8 protein-coding genes and 1 pseudogene are annotated in these 20,014 nt (G+C 67.7%); 7 read left to right on the forward strand and 2 right to left on the reverse strand.

Annotation, left to right across the window (positions count from 1 at the left end; all coding sequences use genetic code 11):
• Positions 1-289 precede the first annotated feature (289 nt).
• The 7 genes and pseudogenes from APZ15_RS31580 to APZ15_RS42765 all read left to right on the forward strand — a co-directional run.
• Positions 290-1,264 carry an NAD(P)H-dependent flavin oxidoreductase gene (locus APZ15_RS31580; protein WP_027791628.1) on the forward strand — a complete coding sequence of 325 codons (975 nt, stop codon included), beginning with the start codon at positions 290-292 and terminating at the stop codon, positions 1,262-1,264.
• Between the two features lie 540 nt (positions 1,265-1,804).
• Positions 1,805-2,911 carry an ATP-binding protein gene (locus APZ15_RS31585; RefSeq protein WP_021158777.1) on the forward strand — a complete coding sequence of 369 codons (1,107 nt, stop codon included), beginning with the start codon at positions 1,805-1,807 and terminating at the stop codon, positions 2,909-2,911.
• 168 nt (positions 2,912-3,079) lie between these two features.
• Positions 3,080-5,566: a DUF5682 family protein gene (locus APZ15_RS31590; protein ID WP_034196050.1), complete on the forward strand. Its 2,487-nt coding sequence runs from the start codon at positions 3,080-3,082 to the stop codon at positions 5,564-5,566.
• Positions 5,567-5,666: 100 nt separating this feature from the next.
• Positions 5,667-6,791, forward strand: coding sequence for a vWA domain-containing protein (locus APZ15_RS31595; RefSeq protein WP_027791626.1), 1,125 nt, complete (start codon positions 5,667-5,669; stop codon positions 6,789-6,791).
• Positions 6,788-9,025, forward strand: a complete 2,238-nt coding sequence (locus APZ15_RS31600; protein WP_027791625.1) for a hypothetical protein — start codon at positions 6,788-6,790, stop codon at positions 9,023-9,025. The genes APZ15_RS31595 and APZ15_RS31600 overlap by 4 nt, the downstream gene beginning before the upstream one ends.
• Positions 9,026-9,193: 168 nt before the next feature.
• Positions 9,194-13,459 (forward strand): WGR and DUF4132 domain-containing protein, encoded by a 4,266-nt coding sequence (locus APZ15_RS31605; protein ID WP_027791624.1) that lies wholly within the window; start codon positions 9,194-9,196, stop codon positions 13,457-13,459.
• Positions 13,460-13,645: 186 nt separating this feature from the next.
• Positions 13,646-13,843: pseudogene (locus tag APZ15_RS42765) on the forward strand (hypothetical protein); the annotation flags it as partial.
• Positions 13,844-13,986: 143 nt separating this feature from the next.
• Here the strand turns inward: APZ15_RS42765 and APZ15_RS31615 are convergent.
• Positions 13,987-18,726, reverse strand: a complete 4,740-nt coding sequence (locus tag APZ15_RS31615; RefSeq protein ID WP_080982005.1) for an RHS repeat-associated core domain-containing protein — start codon at positions 18,724-18,726, stop codon at positions 13,987-13,989.
• A 14-nt stretch (positions 18,727-18,740) separates the two neighbouring features.
• On the reverse strand, positions 18,741-20,006 hold the full coding sequence (locus APZ15_RS31620; RefSeq protein ID WP_027791623.1) for a tetratricopeptide repeat protein: 1,266 nt from the start codon (positions 20,004-20,006) through the stop codon (positions 18,741-18,743).
• Between the last annotated feature and the right edge of the window lie 8 nt (positions 20,007-20,014).

Genomic DNA, 20,014 nt, shown 5'->3' on the forward strand with positions numbered 1-20,014 from the left:
GGCAGTTCGGCCCGCGAGGAAACTGGTCGTGTCAACCTGGCGCCGGTTGGTGGGCAGCGACAGAATCGCCATGCGGCCGGCAGCGAGGGGGAGGCGGCATCGTGTGCCGTCCGGGTCGCGAGAAGGCAAATGGGGTCGCCCTCGGATAGCTGCAGTCGCCTCCGTTGCCCGGCAGCGTGGATTTCCGTCGGCTTCGCACCGCCGATTCAGTCGCGCAGTGACGCGCGTCGGGGCCGCAGTGTGCCCTGCATGCGAAGGCGCTTTCGTCTCAACCTGAACCGCAAACATCATGAAAACCAGGATCACCGAACTCTTCGGCATCGACTATCCGATCATCCAGGGCGGCATGCACCATGTCGGGTACGCGGAGCTGGCCGCAGCAGTCTCCAACGCAGGCGGACTCGGCATCATCACCGGCCTGACCCAGCGCTCGCCGGCCGATCTGGCCGCTGAAATCCGGCGTTGCCGCGAAATGACCGACAAGCCGTTCGGCGTGAACCTCACGTTCCTGCCGACCGTCACGTCCCCCGACTATCCCGGCTATATCCGGGCCATCGTCGAAGGCGGGGTCAAGGTGGTCGAAACGGCCGGCAACAACCCGCAGCCCTACCTGGCCGCGCTCAAGGAAGCGGATATCAAGGTGATCCACAAGTGCACGTCGATTCGCCACGCGCTGAAGGCCGAGTCCATCGGCTGCGATGCGGTCAGCGTCGACGGATTCGAGTGCGGCGGCCATCCGGGCGAGGACGACATTCCGAACTTCATTCTGCTGCCACGCGCCGCCGAGGAACTCAGGATTCCGTTCGTGGCCTCCGGCGGCATGGCGGACGGCCGGTCGCTGGTTGCGGCACTTTCGCTCGGCGCGGACGGCGTCAACATGGGAACGCGCTTCGTCGCCACCCGCGAGGCGCCGGTGCACGAGAACGTGAAGCAGGCGCTGGTCGCGGCCTCCGAACTGGATACACGCCTGGTCATGCGCCCGTTGCGCAATACCGAGCGCGTGCTGCGCAATGCCGCGGTCGATCGCATTCTCGAAAAGGAAAGCAGGCTCGGCGCCGGCATCCGGTTCGACGATATCGCCGAAGAGGTCGCCGGCGTGTATCCGCGCATCATGAAGGAGGGCGCGCTCGATGCGGGCGCGTGGTCGTGCGGGCTGGTCGTCGGCCTGATCCGCGATATCCCGACCGTGAAGGAACTCGTCGAGCGCATCGTGAGCGAGGCGACGGAGATCATCCGCAGCCGCCTGGCACGTATCGCGGTTTGATCCGGATCGGCGACACGGGATGCCGCCGGCGCGATGCCGGCGAGGATTCGTGCGGGATGTGGTTGGCGAGGGCCAACCGGGCGACCGCGGCGATGATCGAAAGCGTGCGGTTGGTGGCCGCTGTGTCGATGTAGAGTCCGTCGCGTCGTCGGTTCAAGTCGCCTCGCGGCGCGACCGGGCTCGGGCACCTATGTCCGTCGTGACCTGAATCACTTCACGACGGCCGGGTGCTCGTGTGTTCAATGACTTCCCGTTGTCGAATCGGGTAACCCGGGTTGCCTGATTCCGCTTTCCCCTCCGGCAGCGCCCCCCGAGCATCATCCGGATTCCGGCCCGGCCGACGCCACCGCGTTGCGCCACGCGAGCCCGATGCGGTTTCTCCCGGGCTCGGCGCATCGCAAGCCGGCGCCCGCTCCGACGATCGGCCCATGAGATGACAAATACCGTCATCGACGGATCGCGATCTTGCGCGCGGCGATATAATTCGCGCTCCGAGGGCCTTCGAGCCCGACCGCGAATACAAGACAAGAAGAAGCAGACATGGCTCCGTCTCAACCGCATGCATTGCAGCGCCCGCCCGCTGAAGTCCTGTATGCCGATCAGCTCGCGCAGCTGAAGGCGCAGGATGGCGCCCAACCACGCCCGCCGGGCTGGCAACTGAGTCTGACGGCCGCCCGCGCATTCATTGCCGGCGATCGCTCGCTCGGCATCGCGCCGAAGGTGGTCGCGCCGATCGCGAGCATCGAGCGCATGCTCGTCACGCTCGCCACCGGGCGCGGGCTGATGCTGGTCGGCGAGCCGGGCACCGCGAAATCGATGCTGTCCGAGCTGCTGGCGGCCGCGATCAGCGGCACGTCGACGCTGACGATCCAGGGTGGCGCATCGATCACCGAAGACCAGATCAAGTACGGCTGGAACTACGCGTTGCTGATCAACGAAGGGCCGAGCCCGCGCGCGCTCGTGCCCGCGCCGCTGTACCAGGGCATGCACGACGGCCGGATCGTGCGCTTCGAGGAAATCACGCGTGCGCCGCTGGAAGTGCAGGACTGCCTGCTCGGCATGCTGTCGGATCGCGTGATGGCCGTGCCCGAACTGCACGGCGAACACGGGATGCTGTACGCGCGCGAGGGCTTCAACATCATCGCGACCGCGAACACGCGCGACCGTGGCGTGAACGAGATGAGCGCGGCGCTCAAGCGGCGCTTCGATTTCGAAACCGTGTTTCCGATTCTCGACTTCGACAGCGAACTCGCGCTCGTGCGCGAAGCCAGCGCGCGCTTGCTGGCCGGCAGCGGCATTCCGGCGGCCGTGCCGCAGCCGGTGCTGGAGCTGCTGGTCACCACGTTTCGCGATTTGCGCGGCGGCGCCGGCGATGCGGCGGGCAGCGACGGCGCGATGGACCGGCTGACGGCGGTGATGTCGACGGCCGAAGCGGTGAACGTCGCGCATGCGGTCGGCGTGCGCGCATGGTTTCTCGAGCAGCGCGAAGGGTCGCCGCAGGATCTCGTCGACTGCATCGCCGGCACCGTGGTCAAGGACAACGCCGACGACCGCGCGAAGCTGCGCCGCTATTTCGAACAGAAGGCCGCCCGGCGCGAAGGGGCGCACTGGCGCGCGTACTACGCGGCACGCCACCGTCTGCCGTGACGCGCGACATGAGTACGACCGATCGCGGCGGCATGCACGGGCCGGGACGTCGTGCGCCCGATGCGCCCGATGCGCACGGCGAAAAAGGCGTAATGAGCGTAAAGGGCCGGTCGGGCGCCATCGCGTCCGGCGCCCCCGCATGCATCGACTTCGACTGACAGGCGCCGCATGCAGACCGTGACGCCCGGCCAGCCGCACATCGTCGGCATCCGCCATCACAGCCCCGCGTGCGCGCGGCTGGTGGCCGAGCGCATCCGCGCCCGGCGGCCGCGCTACGTGCTGATCGAAGGGCCGGCCGATTTCAACGGCCGGCTCGACGAACTGTATCGTCCGCACCGCCTGCCGATCGCGATCTACAGCTATCTGTCCGGCGATACCTCGCATTACGGCTCGTGGACCCCGTTCGCCGAGCATTCGCCGGAATGGCAGGCATTGCAGGCGGGGCGCGAAGTCGGCGCGACGGTTCGGTTCATCGACCTGCCCGCGTGGCACGCGGCGTTCTCGCGGCTGGAGAACCGCTATGCCGATGTCGCGGACGCCGAACACGAGGCCCGCGCCGACGCATACGAGCGCGCGCTGGCGGACACGCTCGCGGTGCAAGGCCGCGATGCGCTGTGGGATCACCTGTTCGAGGACGTCGGCGATACGCCGGGCGCGCTGGATGAACTCGAGGCGCGCCTGTCGACCTACTTCTCGCATCTGCGCGCCGACGATCCGGGCTCGCTCGGCAACCAGGCACGCGAACGGATGATGGCGCGCTGGATCGCGTGGGCCGTCGCCGAAGCCGACGGGCAGGCGGACGACGTGCTGGTCGTCTGCGGCGGCTATCACGCGCCGGCGCTGGCGACACTCTGGCGCACGCAGCCGGTCGCGTTGCCCGATACGCCCGAACCCGGCGCGATCGACGGCGATGCCGGTGCCGTGCCCGACGAACGGGACGATGACGCCGGCGCGTGCGAGACGGATTCGACGACCGCCGACGCGGCCGCGCGCAGCGTCCGCTACGGCTCCTATCTCGTGCCTTACACGTTCAAGCGTCTCGACGCGTTCGCGGGCTACGCATCGGGGATGCCTTCGCCGGCCTATTACCAGTGGGTCTGGGCCCACGGCGCGGAAGCGGCGGCGCGGCGCGTGCTCGAGAACGTGATGCAGCGGCTGCGCGCGCGCAAGCTGCCGGTATCGACGGCCGACCTGATTGCCGTGCACGTGCGGGCCGAAGGGCTGGCACGCCTGCGCGGCCACGCGCGGCCGTTGCGTTGCGACTGGCTCGACGCGCTGGCCGGCGCGCTGGTGAAGGAGGCGCTCGACGCGCCGCTGCCGTGGACCTATCGCGGGCCGCTGCGGGCCGGCACCGATCCGGTGCTGGTCGAGGCGATGGATGCGCTGGCGGGCGACGCCGCCGGCGAGCTCGCGCCCGGCACGCCGCAACCGCCGCTCGTCGCCGCGGTGCGCGACGATCTGGCCGCGCTCGGCATCGTGCTGCACGGCACGCTGACGCTCGACCTGCTGACCGACCAGGGGCGCGCGCGCAGCCGGGTGCTGCATCGGCTGGCGCTGCTGCGCGTACCGGGCATCATGCGCCGCCAGGGCGCACGGCTTGCGATGTCGGGCGAACGCGACGAAGTCTGGCAGCTCGGCGAGCCGCTCGAGCAACAGGCGGCGCTGATCGAAGCCGGCGCGTGGGGCGCGACGCTGTCCGACGCGGCACGCGCGCGGCTCGAGGATGAATTGCGTGAGGCGGGCGGCCGCATCGCGCCGCTCGCGGATGGCCTGAACCGCGCCGCGTGGGCCGGGCTGGCAGCGCTGAGCACCGCGCTGCTGGACACGCTGCACGATGCGGTCGCGCGCGAGCAGCGCTTCGAGTTGCTCGCCCCGGCGCTCGGCAACCTGCATACGCTGCTGCGTCATGGCCATCTGCTCGGCATGAACGATGCACCGGTGCTGCGGATCGTCGTCGAGGCCGGGTTCGATCGCGCGCTCTGGTTGCTGGAGCCGGCCGCCGCGCTGCCGCCGGCCGATCTCGACGCGCACGTGCAGGGGCACGTCGCGCTGCGCCGGATCGTGGCCGACGTACTGGCCGGTGCCGACGGTGTCACCCACACGCCGCTCGCGCTCGAGCCGTTGCGCGCGCTGGCCGTCTGGCGGCGCAAGGCGGCCGATACGGCGGCGGCGCCCGCGAGTCGCGGCGCGGCGCTCGGGGCGCTGCTCGGCCTGGCGGGGCAGGCCGGCGCCGACGACGATCAACCCGTCGCCGGCATCGACGACGCGATGGCGCTGCTGCGGGCGATGCCGGCCGCCGCGCTCGGCGATGCGCTCGGCGGTTTGCTTGCGCTGGCGCGCGAGACGCTGGCGAGCGCACCGGCTTTCGTCGCGGGCATGGATGCGACCGTACGCGCGCTCGACGACGCCGATTTCGTGCTCGCGTTGCCGGGCTTGCGCAGCGCATTCGCGTGGTTGCCGCCGCGGGAGCGCGGGCAGCTCGCGGACCAGGTGCTCGCGCTGCACGACGCGACGCACCTGTCACGCCGCGTGCTGACGGAGCGGCACGCGGACGATGCGTCGCCCGAGGAGGCCGCGCACGCCGCGCGCATCGAGGCGCAGGTGCTCGGCCGTCTGCGCCGCTGGGGGCTCACGCCTGATCCGGAGGCGTCATGAAGTGCCGACCGACAGGCCGCCGCGCGTCCGGCTTCTGCTTCCCTCACCACGATGTCGCGCCGTCACGGCACGGTGCGGCGCGTTTTCCGCGAGTCCTGCCATGCCGCTGAACATTCCCGGTCCGCTCGAACGCTGGCGCCTGCTGCTCGGTGAACCGGCCGAGGCCGCATGCGGCACGCCGGGTGCGGACGCGCGAGCCGCCGATGCGGCACTCGACTGGCTGTACGGTCGCGACGACGACCGGGCACAGCGCGGCGAGCGCGGGGCCGGCCTCGGGCCGTCCGCGCTGAGCACGCCGGACTGGATCAACACGATCCACACGCTGTTTCCGAAGGAGGTGATCGACCGGCTCGAGCGCGACGCGGTCGAGCGCTTCGGCATCGACGAAGTCGTCACGAACCTCGAGGTGCTGGAGCGGATCGAGCCGTCCGAATCGTTGCTGCGCGCCGTGCTGCACACGAAGCACCTGATGAATCCCGAGGTGCTGGCAGCCGCGCGGCGGCTGGTTGCCGAGGTGGTCCGGCGAATCATGGAGCGGCTGGCGACCGACGTGCGGCAGGCCTTCAGCGGCACGCGCGACCGGCGCCGACGCTCGCGGATGAAGATCGCGCGCAATTTCGACTACACGCGCACGCTGGCCGCGAACCTGCGTCACTGGCATCCCGAGCGGCGCAAGCTGTATCTCGACACGCCGGTCTTCAACAGTCGCACGCGTCGCCACGCCGAGCCGTGGGACATCGTGCTGCTCGTCGACCAGAGCGGGTCGATGGTCAACTCGGTGATTCACAGCGCGGTGATGGCCGCGTGCCTGTGGCAATTGCCGGGCATGCGCACGCGGCTCGTGGCCTTCGACACGGCGGTGGTCGACCTGACCGCCGACGTGTCCGACCCGGTCGAGCTGTTGATGAAGGTCCAGCTCGGCGGCGGCACGGACATCGCGAAGGCCGTCGCGTATGCGCAATCGTGCGTCGCGAATCCCGCCCGCACGATCATCGTGCTGGTCAGCGATTTCTATGAAGGCGGCAGTGGCTATGAACTCGTGCGCCGCGTGAAGGCGCTGGCCGAGAGCGGTGCGCGCGTGCTCGGGCTGGCCGCGCTCGATTCGGCTGCCGAGCCCGCCTACGACCGCGAGATGGCCGCGCGGCTCGTGAACGCCGGCGCGCAAGTCGGCGCGATGACGCCCGGCCAACTGGCCGCGTGGCTCGCCGAGAAGGTGCGGGGATGAGCGCGCCGATCCGCGACGACCTCCTCGAACTGACGCCCGAAGCGCTGACGGCGCTCGCCAACGCCGGGTTCGTCAAGCGCGCACAGAAGGATGTCGCCGCCGGCGCGGTGCCGGCGCTGGCCGTCGACGGCGACGGTACGGTGCACGCGTCGTTCGCCGACGGCGTGCGTACCAGCCTGCCGCCGGGCCGGACCTTGCGCGACGCGGCGTGCAACTGCACCGCGAGCGGCATGTGCCGGCATCGCGTGATGCTGGTGTTCGCCTATCAGGCGAGCATGCAGGGGAACGAAGCGGCTGCCCCGGGCGAGGTGCGAGCAGGCGGAGACGACAAGACGGGGCAGGCCGATACGCGCGATGAATCGATCCGCAATCCGGACGATGTCGCGCGCGGCGCAACAGGCACCGGTTCGGGTGACGCGCCGCCGGGCGACGACACGAACGGCACGTCGTCCGCGGATCGTGCATGGAGCCCCGCCGATTTCGACGATGCCGCGCTGGCGGCGAGTTTTGCGCCGTCGGTGCTCGAACAGGCCACGCGCATGGCGGCCGCGCGGCCTGCCGTGACCGTGCAGCCGTGGTCCAGCGCACAGTCGTCGCCGGTTGCACGCCTGCCGATGTGCACCGTGCGGTTCTTCTCGCGACGTTCGCTCGCGCATGCGCGGTGTGACTGCCGGCAAGGCAGCGGCTGCGCGCACGTCGTGCTGGCCGTCTGGGCATTCCGACAGGCCGGGGCATCGGCCGACGGGGTATCGGAGACGATCGTCGAGGTGCGCCCGCCGGCCGGCGAAGCAGACGAGTGTGGCGACGACCGGTCGCCGTTGCGCGACGACGCGGCGCACGCGCTGATCGCCGATCTCGACAGGCTGGTACACGCGCTGTGGCTGGACGGTTCGAGCCAGCCGCCGATCGCGCTGGCCGCGCGTGTGGAGTCGCTGCGCGGCCGCCTGCGCGAGCGCGGCTGGCAGTGGGTCGACGACGCGCTCGACGAAGCCTGGCAGCTCGTGCACGCGCAGCATGCACGCAGCAGCCGCTTCGAGCCGCTGCGGCTCGTACGCGTGCTGGCCGAACTGTGGGCGCGCCTGCGCGCGGCGCTGTCCGCCGCGACGCAGCGCGAGGGGGCCGCCGTGCCGGCCCGCCAGATGCTCGGCATCGGCGTGAAGGGCGAGGTGGAACTCGATCATCTGCGGCTGGTGTCGCTCGGCGTCGAGCTGTGGGCCGATGACGCGGAAGAGGGCGCGAGCGTGCTGTTCGCCGATCCCGATACGCAGACCGTGATGGTGCTGACGCGCAACTGGCCGCGTGCCGCCGACGTCGCGGCCGGCGGCCGTGCGCCGGATCTGGCCGGCCGTCGCGTCGCGGGTTTTCCGTTGCGGCAGATCGCCGCCGGGCAGGTCGTCACGAAGACCGCGAAGCGGCGCGCGAATGGTGCGGTCGACATCGCGGCCGGCATACGGCAGACAGGCGTGCTGCCGCTGTCGCCGACCTCCTGGGACGATCTCGTCGCGCCGATCCGCCAGCCGGGCATCGCGGCGCTCGTCTCGCACCTGCGTGACGCGCTGCCCGACTTCGTGCGGCCGAGACAGGCGGCGAACGGTGCGGCGGCCGGCGCGGCCGGGTCGCTCCACGTGGTCGCGTTCGAGCCGATGGTCGTGCGGTCGGTCCATTGGGATGCGGCCGCCCAGGTGCTGCACGCACGGCTCGCGCAAGGCGAAGGCGGGACGGCCGATGTGGAAGGCGACGATGTGCTGCACCTCGCGCTGCCGCATCGCGCCGTGGCACCCGGCGCGGTCGATGCGCTGGCGCGCGCACTGTCCGGCGAATGGGGCGCGTTGCGCGCGCTGGCGGGCACCGTCCGGCTGCATGCGGGTACGGCCGTGATGCGGCCGCTGGCCGTGTTGACCGCGCAGCGCGCCGTCGTGCTGCAGACCGAGGCGACGGCGCCGCAACCGCTGCCGCTGGCCGGCGGGCGCGAGTCGTTGCCCGCGCTGGTCGAGCTCGCGCAGGACACGCTTGCGCTGCTGGCCGAGTGGCTGCGCCAGGGCATGCGCCATCAGGGCGGCGGCGCGATCGAGCGTGCGCTGGCGCAGGCCACGCGACTGGAGCGGGCCGGCCTCGCGCACGCGGGGCGGCTGCTGCGCACGCTGGCCGACGGCCTGCGCGGTGCGCAATCGGCGTCGATCCTGGCGCAACTGGGTTCGCTGACGTTGCTGCTGCTGGGCATCGTCGAGCAATGACGGCATGACCGTCGAACGGGCGAGCAGGCGGCGCCCGACACCGCGAGCCGTCGGGCAGGCTGCACGGCTCGCGGGATGAATGAACGAGAGGGCGTCATGGCTGCGTTGCGGCCATGGCATGCGGGCGCGGCATCGTGCCGCGTCGTCGATCCGAGTGAGAGGGAACGGATGCGTCGTTTTGAACTGATCGAAGGCAACTCCAGCAAGTTCTGGGAAGTGGAGCAGGAAGGCTCCGGGCTCAATATCCGCTGGGGCCGCATCGGCACCGCGGGCCAGAGCCAGACGAAGTCGTTCGCGGACGACGCGAAGGCGCGCGCCGCGCTCGACAAGCTCGTCAAGGAGAAGACCGGCAAGGGCTATGCCGAAGTCGCGGTAGCGGCCGGCGCCGGCATCGGCGCGACTGCCGCCAAGCCGCCGGCCGCCGCGTCGTCGGCAACCCCGGCCGCTGTGCCGCAGGCGTCGACAGACGCGGAACCGGCCGCGAACGCGCAACCCGCAGCGGCAAAGGCCGCGAAGGGTGCGCCGGCCACACCGTCGGCCCAGCCGGCGGTATCGACGCCGCCTTCAACGGTTTCCGCCGCCACCGCCGCCGCGCCCTTGCCGCCCGTCGCTGCCGAAGGTTTCGATGCGCAGTGCGAGCGTGTCTTCGAGACCGTGCGCGCGCAGATCGCGAACGGCGACCTGAAGCCCGGCGAGACGTTGACGGTTGCCGTGATCAAGCGCCGCTACGACGTCGGAGACCAGGGCGCCGCGATGGCGCTCGACCTGCTCAAGTCGCGCCGCCTGCTGCATGGCTGGGGAGCGTCGGCGAGCGTGCACGAGCACGGGCAGGCGACTGCCGTGGCGCTCGGCGAGTGGTTGACGTCCCAGGCGGCCGCCGTGCCGGCGCCTGCCGCACCCGCCGTCGCCGACGCAGGCGCACCGCCGTGGCTGATGCACGGCGATCCCGTGCGGCTGTCGCCGCAGATCCTGCGCGAAGCCTATGCGTCCCGCCGTTTTCCCGTCGAGGTGACCGTGCTCGACGTGCGCGCTGCGTGGCTGAAGATCGAAGGCAAGGACGGGTACTCGATCGACATCGGCGCGACCGACGCGGCGCTGCGCCCGGCCGTCCAGCGGATGCTCGACCGGCTGGCCGCGCGTACGCCGATCGCCGGGCCGGTGGCGGACGCGCAAGCCGACGCCGCGCTGTTCGCGCTGGCGATGACCGTGGGCGACTATCACGGCGAAACCGCGATCGGCCGCCCGGTCGCCGACTACCTGGTTGCGCAATACGGATTGACGGGCGCGATCGACGTGCTGCTCGACGCGTTGAAAATCCACGTGCACGCCGATTACGACCGTCAGGCGCAGCGCCGCCTCCATCGTTTCTCGACGAATGTCGAAGGCCCGGTGCGCGAGAGCTGGCGCGGGCCGATCGTCGGCGGCGAGGCGGCGCTGCGCGAGCATCTTGCCGCGGCGAGCGAGGCGGAATGGCAGGCCTGCGTCGACAGGATCGAGGCCGCGTTGCCGGCGCTGCACCCGACCCGCCAGCCGATACCCGCACTGTTGTTGCCCGATGCGCCGCAACTGTCGAATGCGCTGGTGCGCAGGCTGAGCGCCGAACGCGACGTGCCCGAGACGCTGCACTGGATGCTGCTGACCGCGACCGATCCCGATGCGATCGCGGTGGTCGGGAGAATCCGGCCGAACAGCTATGGCCGCGAGTTCTGGGGAATGTCGCGGATGGTCGCGACCGTGCTGCGCGAGCGCGGCACGGCCGCGTTCGACGTGCTCGAACGCGGCGCCGCCGCCGACGAGGCGGGCGATGCGCTCGCCGCGATCGGCACGCCCGACGCGGTGGCTGCGCTGGCGAGGGTCGCCAGCGGTTCGAAGGGCGCGCTCGCGCGCCTGTCGCTGTCGCTCGATCGCTGGCCGCTGGCGGGCATGGTCGCGCTGTCGCGGCTCGTGGCCGCGGGCGGCAAGGATGCCGGGCTGCTGACGCCGAGCCTCACGCGCCTGTTGCGTGCGCATACGGCGCACGTCGACGGGCTGCGGCCGTGGCTCGACGCACCGGCCCAGGCCGTGATCGACAAACTCCTCGCGCTGCTGGCCGGCCCGGCCGAGGTCGCATCGGCCGAGGAATTGCCGGGTGTGCTGGCCGCGCCGCCCTGGCTTGCCGCGCGGCAGAAGCGGGCGGCTGCGCTGACGCTGGAGCCGCTCGAACTGGCGGCGGTCGAATGCTGGGACGAAGCGAAGCGCAACCAGGCGAAAACGCTCGACCGGTGGGAAATGAGTCGGCTCGCCGCGGCGTCGAAGGACACGATGCTGCTGATCGCCGGCCTCGGCTTCGAAGCGAGCAAGAAATATTACGGGCCGCTCGGCGAGGCGGCGGCGAAGGCGATCCGGCAAGGCGACGCGCCGGCGTTCGTCGCCGCGTGGCGCGCGATGATCGACGCGCGCAAGCGCGAGCGTTACTTCTGGTACTGGCTGCGCGCCGAATTCCTGACGCTGTTGCCGGCCGCGGTGGCCGTCGACATCTGGAACGCGGTGGCCGGCGAACACAGCACGACAGGTGTGAACCCGCTGATGGCGACCTTCGGCCTGCCCGCGTTGCCCGGCCTCATCGCGACCGTGCGCAACAAGCCGACCGAGAATTTCGGCTACGCGCTGAATTACGGCGCCGTCGAATGCGCGCCGATCGCGGCCCGCGCGTTCGCAAAGCTGAAGACCTTGCGCGACGACGGCCGTGCGTGGCTGCTGAAGTTTCCGGAGCATGCGGCCTGCGGCCTGATCGCAGCGTCGCTCGGCAAGCCGGGCGAAGCGCGCGACTGCGCCGGCGCTGCGCTGCGTTTGCTGCAGGCGAACGGCCACGAGGCGTTGCTGATCGACGTCGCCTCGCGTTATGCCGACGACGCGGTGCCGCAAGCGGTGCGCGCCGTGCTCGACGAGAGCCCGCTCGACCGTTTCCCGACCAAGCGCAGCAAGCTGCCCGAATTCTGGCAGCCGCGCGGCTGGCGCCGGCCGGTGCTGAAGAACGGCAAGGCGTTGCCAGACGACGCGCTCGACCATCTCGGCCAGATGCTGACGTTCCCGACCGGTGAAGGTGTCTACGGCGGCATCGACGTCGTGAAGGACGCGTGCACGGCGGAGTCGCTGGCCGATTTCGCGTGGGACTGCTTCAACGCATGGCTCGATGCCGGCGCGCCGGGCAAGGAGGGTTGGGCGCTCACCGCGCTGGGCCTGTTCGGCAACGACGACACCGCACGCAAGCTGACGCCGCTGATTCGCACGTGGCCCGGCGAATCGGCGCATGCACGCGCGGCGACCGGCCTCGACGTGCTGGCGTCGATCGGCAGCGACGTCGCGCTGATGCTGCTCAACGGCATCGCGCAGAAGGTCAAGTTCCGCGCGCTGCAGGACCGCGCGCGCGAGAAGATCGATGCGATCGCGGAAGCGCGCGGGCTGTCGTCCGAGGAGCTGGAGGACCGTCTCGCGCCGGATCTCGGGCTCGACGAACAGGGGACGATGCTGCTCGACTTCGGTCCGCGTGCGTTCCGGGTCGGCTTCGACGAGACGCTCAAGCCGTATGTGCGCGAGACCGGCGCCGACGGCGTGGCCGGCGCGCGGCTCGCGGATCTGCCGAAGCCGAAGAAGACCGACGATCCCGTGAAGGGCAAGGAAGCGGTCGAGCGCTTCAAGGTGCTGAAGAAGGATGCGCGCACCATCGCGAGCCAGCAGGTCGCTCGGCTCGAGGTGGCGATGTGCGGGCGCCGCCGCTGGACACCCGAGGTGTTTCGCGCGTTTCTCGCCGAGCATCCGCTCGTGCGCCATCTTGTCCAGCGCCTTGTCTGGGGTGTGTACGAAGTCGACGACGGCGGCAACTTCGGCGGCACGCTGAAGGCCTGCTTCCGCGTGGCGGAAGACGGCACGGCGGCGACGGCCGACGACGATGCGTTTACGTTGCCGGAGGGCGCGACGATCCGCATCGGGGTGCCGCATGCGCTGGAGATCGCGCCGGCCGATGCCGCCGCATTCGGGCAGGTGTTCGCCGACTACGAGCTGCTGCAGCCGTTCGCGCAGCTCGGTCGCGACGTGTACCGGCTGACCGACGACGAGCGCAACGGGCGGCAGCTCGAACGCTGGAAGGGCGTCAAGGTGCCGACCGGCCGCGTGCTCGGGCTCGTCAACAAGGGCTGGCGGCGCGGCCAGGTCGAGGATGCCGGCTGCATCTGGTATTTCACGAAGCCGCTCGGCGCGGGCAAGGTGATCGAACTGTCGCTGGACCCGGGGATCTTCGTCGGCGCGGTCGACATGAATCCGGATCAGCAACTCGGCGCGTTGCAGGCCGGTTCGCCGTCGAACTGGGGCAGCATTCGCGAGCCCGATGCGCTGTCGACGCTCGACGAGATCTCGGCGAGCGAATTGATCCGCGATCTGGAGGGGATGCGGGAGTAACACGTGACCATTGCGTGACCATTCACCTTCATCCAGTTCGACATGAAGACGACGATTGCCCTCCGGACGCTGGCCCGCATTGCATTGCTGCCGGCGTCCTTCTGGTTCGCCGGCGCCGTATACGCCGCCTCCTTCAATTGCCATCTGGCCAGACAACCGGCGGAGCAAACGATATGCGCCGTTCCCGAGTTGTCGAAACTCGACGATCAGCTCGCGATCGCGTGGTCGCTTGCGCCGCAACGCGTTCAGGTCGACCGGATGTTCGACGAGATCGAACGGCGCTACGGCCGCCTCGACGTGCTCGTCAACAATGCGGCGTCCGGCGCGCTCGACACCAACCTGAAAGGCGCGTTCTGGTGCGCACGCCGCGCCGCGGCGCTGATCATTTCTAAAAAGCTACTACAACACAAACTACCGATAATTCACGTTATGTCAATTCGTAAAACTGAACAAACCTGCTGCCGGGTCGTGGCGGCCGGACGTGCCGCGACGCGTGGCACGAACCATGGTCGGCGGGCGTGCCGACGTTACAACTTGGGGTCGCGCTTGCCGGTCATGCATTCGTGCCGTCCGCCTCGTGTATAGACGTCCACGCGCGCAATCTGCGACATCGAACCACCGGAGTACACCGTCAAACGGCCGATGCCCAGCGGGGCCAAGAGCCGGGACAGCATCGGTCTGCAGGCAGGCGCGCATGTCGTCCGGTCATTGATCAGGGTGACCTCATCGCCGAGCAGGCCTTCACGATGCCCCAGCAATAAAGTGCCCGCCTCGGAGTGAAATAGAAATTGAAACGTGTTTCCCTTTGACCCATCAAGGCCGAGGCATTGACGCCACGCCCGCGTCAACTGGAAATCCTGGGTCTCCCGCAAAGTGGAATTGATCCCGTACACGCGATCCGAGCCCAAGATCGTGCCGATCGATCCCAATTTATCCCCGGTCTTGAACCGGCCATCAGGATTGTTTGGCAGATCGAGCCCTCTTCTTTCCCGAAATGACCGGATTCTTTGATAGCCTTCAAATGGCGTTTCCTCTCGTTTAAGACCGAGAGGATCTCTCCAGCCAAATACGTTGGGCGCGTATTGGTATGGGTTGATTCCACCATCGATTCGAATGGGGTCCTGGCTGACGAAGCTCCCGATCACCGGATCGTAATATCGGTATCGGTTGTAGTGCAGGCCCGTTTCCCAGTCCTCGTACTGCCCCTGGAGCCGTAGTGGCTGATCGTCGGCAGCGTGCATCCGGGCTGAACCGACATGCCCCCACGCCCCGTAGCGCCCCTCCCAGAGGATCGCACTGGATTGATCGATCAGTCGTGTCGGCGCCCCGCTGGGCTCGGTTTGGAAGAACGCGTTGCGCGCCGCAGCTTCCGACGCCGCCGTCGACTGATCCGAACGGTTCTTCGGTGCGTATCGCAACGCTGCCAGCGGCCGAAACGTACCAGGGTAATAAACCCACTCGCACGATTCTCCGTAGCCATCCGCCGGAGATATGTCGACCGGGCCCGCTCCCCAGCCGGGATCCAGCTCGTTGACGACATTCATCAACGGCACGTCGACGTTCTGGTCCGGGCGCGCTATTTCACCCACCAACGCGTCGCCGTCCCAAAAATAATCGTGACGGTGCGACCTGACTGTCGATGCTGATACCGACCCGGCCGGCGCGTCAGGCTTGTCGAGGATCTGCGTAGTCTTCCGGATGCGCCGTTGAAAGACGTCGTACGCGTAGCGGGTATGAATACGACTCGCCTGGATCGCAGGGTCCGCCGGCATGCGTACCGCCGATGTTTCGATCAGCAGCCCGTCGCCGTCCCAGCGCAGCAGCAAATCCTGTTGCGCGTCACGCTTGCGTATCAGGTTGCCGGTACGATCGAACGTATAACGACAGCCATCGTGCTCGCCCTCGCGTACCCAGGCATCGAGTGGCAATGTCGGGTCCGACACACCGGTGCGATGGCCCGGGTTGCTTCTCGTCGTCAACAGGTCGCCCGCAGGATCGTGCAGGAAGCGCAGCAGTTTGCCGCTCGGGTCGAGGTGTGCGGTCAGCTTGCCCATCGGGTCGTAATCGAAACGTTCGATACCGAGTCGGGAGTCGTGCTTCTCGGTCATCTCGCCGTTGGCATCGTATGTGTACTCGGTGGCAAAGATGGCGCCGGTACCGGACAACAATGTTTGCCGCGCCAGTTGCCCCTCCTTCGTGTACACCAGCTCGCGTCGCAACGCCTCGCCCAGGTATTCCACGCAGATCCGGCCAAGCGCGTCCCGCTCGAGCTTGACGGGCGCGGCATCGTCGATCTGGATCGAGGCGACGGCGCCGAAAGCGTCGTAGCCGTAGCGTACGGTGTGCGTCACCGTTTCGCGACCGGTCACGAGCCGTGTGCGGCGCTCGATGCGCCGCCCGACCGTATCGTACCGGTAAGCAATGACGAAATCGTCGCCTTGCCTTTCTTCAATGAGGCGGCCTGCGTCGTCGTAGCCCAGTCTGAGGCAACTGTCCGGATTCTGCGCCCCGACGAGCCTGCCGATGCGGTCGAATTCAAATTTCTCGATGCGAAAACCGTCAGCCTGTCTGGCGTCCGCGACCTGCTTCTGCACCACGCGCCCGAACCTGTCGGTCAGGTAGAGAACAGCCAGCCCGGCCGGGTCGACACTCCGTCGCAGTTCGCCGAACTCGCCATACTCGTAGCGACGCAGTTGGCCCCAGTAGTCGACTTCCTCGACAATGCGGCCCATCGCATCGCGCTTGAGCTGGTATCGTTCGCCGCGCTCGTTGATGACGCCAATGAGCCGGCCTTCCGTATCGTACTGGTATTCGACGCTGGTTCCATCCAGCGATAGCCGTTTGGTGATTCGCCCCAGCGTCGAGTACTGAAGCTGCGCCGTAGCGCCGGCCGGATCGCGATAGTGCGTCAGGTTGCCATCGGCGTCGTACCCGCACAGAATCTCCTTCCCGCTCGGCTCGATTGCGCGCGTCAAATTGCCATTGCGGTCGTATTCGTACCGACTTGTCTGTCCGAGCGCGTCGATCACTTCGACGAGATGTCCTCGCGCATCGTGCCGATAGAGCGTTCGATGACCGAGTGGGTCCGTCACCGCCGCCAGATGACCGTCGCGGTCGTATTCGAATCGCGAAAGTTCGCCGCATGGTCCGATCTGTGCGACAAGCTGCCCGTACGAGTCGTACTCGTAACGAGAGGTCGCATTCGACGGCGTCGTTTGTGCAAGCAAATTGCCTCGCTCATCCCATTCGTATCGCCATTGTCGTTCGCCGGGCAACGTCACGCAGACCGGATGATGGTTCGAGTCGTACTCGGTTCGAATCGACCTGCCATCCGGCAGCGTTTCCATCACGAGATTGCCGCGCCGATCGTATGCCCACGACGTGATACGTCCGGCGGCATCGGTCGCGACACTCGTGCGTCCCCTTGCCTCGTACCGGTAACTCGTGATACCGCCGAGCGGATCCAGCTCGAATACAGGCATGCCCTGCGCGTTCAGTTGCAGTACTGTCGTATGTCCCAACGAATTGGTGATACACGTTTGCATTCGTGTGCGGTCGTACACAAACCGGTAATTGAACAAGCCGTCGTCGCCCCATGCATGGTCGACGCGCCAAACGCCGTCGTCGTCGGTGCAGTAATGGTAATGAAACGACATGCCCCGCGCGGTCGTATGCCTGACGATCCGATGCCCGTCCGCATAATCGAAGCGATACGGGCATCCCATTGCATCGACCGCGGCACGCAAGTTGCCGTCTCGATCATGCTCGTAGGTAACAAGCGGATGCGCGTGTCCATTCGCGTCGACCAGCGTCAATGCGGTCAGCAATCCGGCATGCGCGGCGCCGTTCGCATCATGACGCGTAGCGTCCCGGATCTCGCATGCGATGACGCGCCCGGTTGCGCCATCCCGTCTCCATTCGGCGATGCGTTCGAGTCGTCCGCCCTGATCGCGTTCGAAGACCCATGCATTTCCGTTCGGGTCGGAGATGCGATGGATGGGCAGCGTCGGTCTCGACTCGCCGCTCGGCGGGATAATCGTTTGCCGCCATTGCGGCGGCAACGGGAATCCGTATTCGATGCTTTCGCGCGTGCGCAGCAAAAGCCGGTCGCCGAGCAGGTACAACGCATCCGCTTGCTGCCAGTCGCATTCGCGCGAGGACCAGCCTTCGGTCGCGGGCAGTGCATCGAACGCAGTCGTATGATCCGGAAGATGGGCGACCACGCCGATCGCGTCGCCGTTCGGCAACAGCTCCAGCCGGATATCCGCTGGCGTCTGCCAGCCTGCTCCAACGGCACCGACATGCGTATCGTGACTTGAATAGTAGCGATCCCACTCGAGCGGCAAGCGTCCCGATACGATGAAGTCGCGTTGCTCCACGACCACTTCACCCGTCGACGCGTCCACCGGCTCCGCGTGCAACACCTTGCAGCGCAAGAACCCCGGCTTCAAATGCAGCTTGTCCGCCAGCGTCTTCGCCCACTTCGATCCCCGAAATGCCTTGAACAACCCCTTCGCCGCCGCGGCCATGTTCATGATCGGTGGTCCGCCCACCAACACGGGCCTTCCTGCCGGAATCGGCAGCATCACCGAACTCGGCATCGACGGATAGGTTCGATCGGTATGCGCGCTGTTATGCGGTGGCGGCTCCATCCCGATCGACCAGCAACTCAACGCCTCCAGCGCCATGTACGACATCGGATCGTTGTTGGCGAGCACCGTCTTGCTGCCCATGAACGATTCCCCGTCATTTGACGGTTCGAACTCGGCCGGCGGCGGGGCAAACGATTCGCCAAGCGGAAAATGCAAACCCGGAACGTGATACGCATGCGTTCCGGCCGTGGCCCGCATCATGCCGTTCACGAAAATCGGCCTGCCGCTGCCGCCACCCGATCCGACGTTCGAGCCAAGATCGTCGCTGATGCGATTCTTGATCGTGTTGGCTGCTTTCGCCAGTTTCATCCCCTCGGCGACATTGGGGTCGCTGGTCAGTTCATTGACCTGCTGGCCCGCTTCATCGGCGAGGTGTTCGAGCTTCGCCACATCTTCAGGGTGATCTTCGATGTATTCGGCCACCTTCTCCTGCACGATCATCATCGCAATGCAGCCGGCCACAGCCTTTGCGGCCTGGATGTACTCGCGCAGATCGAGCATGAACCCGACATGGGGGTGCGGCAGGAACACCGGTGGCGTACCCGGCGTGACCAGTACCGAATGAACGTCCACGCCAACAACGGGATCCAGATGCTTGACGGCCAGAAGTGCCACGGTTTCGCCCCCGCTCAGCGACCACTGCGCAACGCCGCGACCTTCTCGCTCAACGCGTTGCGCCGTTGGTCCTGTACACCGAGCTGCGACACCATCCACTCGACAACCATCGGCAGATTGCTGTTCGCCCGCATCGGCTCGTCGATCATCAATCCCGCATCGAGCGCGTTGAACCCGGCCTCCAGCGCATGGTCACGCTCCCCTGCCCGCTCCCAGCACACCGCGCTCATCCGCCATGCCTCGACCGTCATCAGCCCGTCCTTCGCGGCGGTAGTCGACGCCACCGCACGCTCATAGCAATACGCCGAGTGCGCATAATCCCCGTGCGTCAGATGCACGCTCGCTTCGCCGAACAAACCATTCGCGACAAGCTTGTGCCCGGCCGGATGCCCTGCTTCGACCGCACGCATCCCGCTGCTGACAGCGCTGCGATACGCTTCGATCGCACGCGCGCGATCGCGCCACTTCAGATATGCCGAACCTGCGATCAAATGGACGACCACGCACTGATCAAACCACTCCTCGCGTTCCGCGACGCCCAGTGCCGCCGCACGCAGTTCCTCGAGCCGTGCGGGACTGCCGCCTTCGATCATCTCGGTCAGCATCACGAAGTGCCGTCGGAACTCGCCGCTCGGCCCGCGCTCGCCCGATTCCGCCAGCAATTCGCGCGGCACACTCGCCATCGAATATTTTCCCCGTACGACACGCACTGCCGCCCGATGCCGTTGCATCAACGCAGCAAACGGTGCGATTTCGATACGCGGCACGACAAAGCGCAATCGCTCGGCAAGCTGCGGCGCGATTGCAATGATCGACAGCACATCGTCCATCCATCGCACCCATGCCGCGTCATCCCGCACTTTCGCCGGCTCCAGCACGAACACCATCGCCGGAAAAACATCCGGATGGTGCTGCATCAGGCTGTCGGTAACCGCGAACAGATACAGCAACGGATTCTTGCCGTCGTCATACGGCGGCTGCCAGTTCGCACGCACGCCCTGCGCATCAGACCCCTCTCGCCGGCTGTCGTAGAACGCAACGAGTTCATCCGTCAATGCCTTTGCATAACCCGATTCATCGACGAACGACGCCCGCATCGTCCTGACCGCGCACGACGTCTCGTCCTGAACCTGGAAATACAGCCGCACGAGTTCCGAATCGGTCTCGTCGGTCTGCCAGACCATCAACCTCGCGGCTTTGTCTTTCGCGAAACTCATCCAGTCCGCATGCGCATCCATGAACCTGCGCTCCACCGGATTGGTCGGCTGCCAGTTCTGCATTCGTGCGG

The organism is Burkholderia cepacia ATCC 25416 (genome assembly GCF_001411495.1).
Taxonomy (GTDB): Bacteria; Pseudomonadota; Gammaproteobacteria; order Burkholderiales; family Burkholderiaceae; genus Burkholderia; species Burkholderia cepacia.

Bases quoted from the DNA above. Each gene is read 5' to 3' on its own strand.
- APZ15_RS31590 (WP_034196050.1), top strand. From the start codon at position 3,080: ATGCAGACCGTGACGCCCGGCCAGCCGCACATCGTCGGCATCCGCCAT.
- APZ15_RS31600 (WP_027791625.1), top strand. From the start codon at position 6,788: ATGAGCGCGCCGATCCGCGACGACCTCCTCGAACTGACGCCCGAAGCG.
- APZ15_RS31585 (WP_021158777.1), top strand. From the start codon at position 1,805: ATGGCTCCGTCTCAACCGCATGCATTGCAGCGCCCGCCCGCTGAAGTC.
- APZ15_RS31620 (WP_027791623.1), bottom strand. From the start codon at position 20,006: ATGCAGAACTGGCAGCCGACCAATCCGGTGGAGCGCAGGTTCATGGAT.
- APZ15_RS31605 (WP_027791624.1), top strand. From the start codon at position 9,194: ATGCGTCGTTTTGAACTGATCGAAGGCAACTCCAGCAAGTTCTGGGAA.
- APZ15_RS31580 (WP_027791628.1), top strand. From the start codon at position 290: ATGAAAACCAGGATCACCGAACTCTTCGGCATCGACTATCCGATCATC.
- APZ15_RS31595 (WP_027791626.1), top strand. From the start codon at position 5,667: ATGCCGCTGAACATTCCCGGTCCGCTCGAACGCTGGCGCCTGCTGCTC.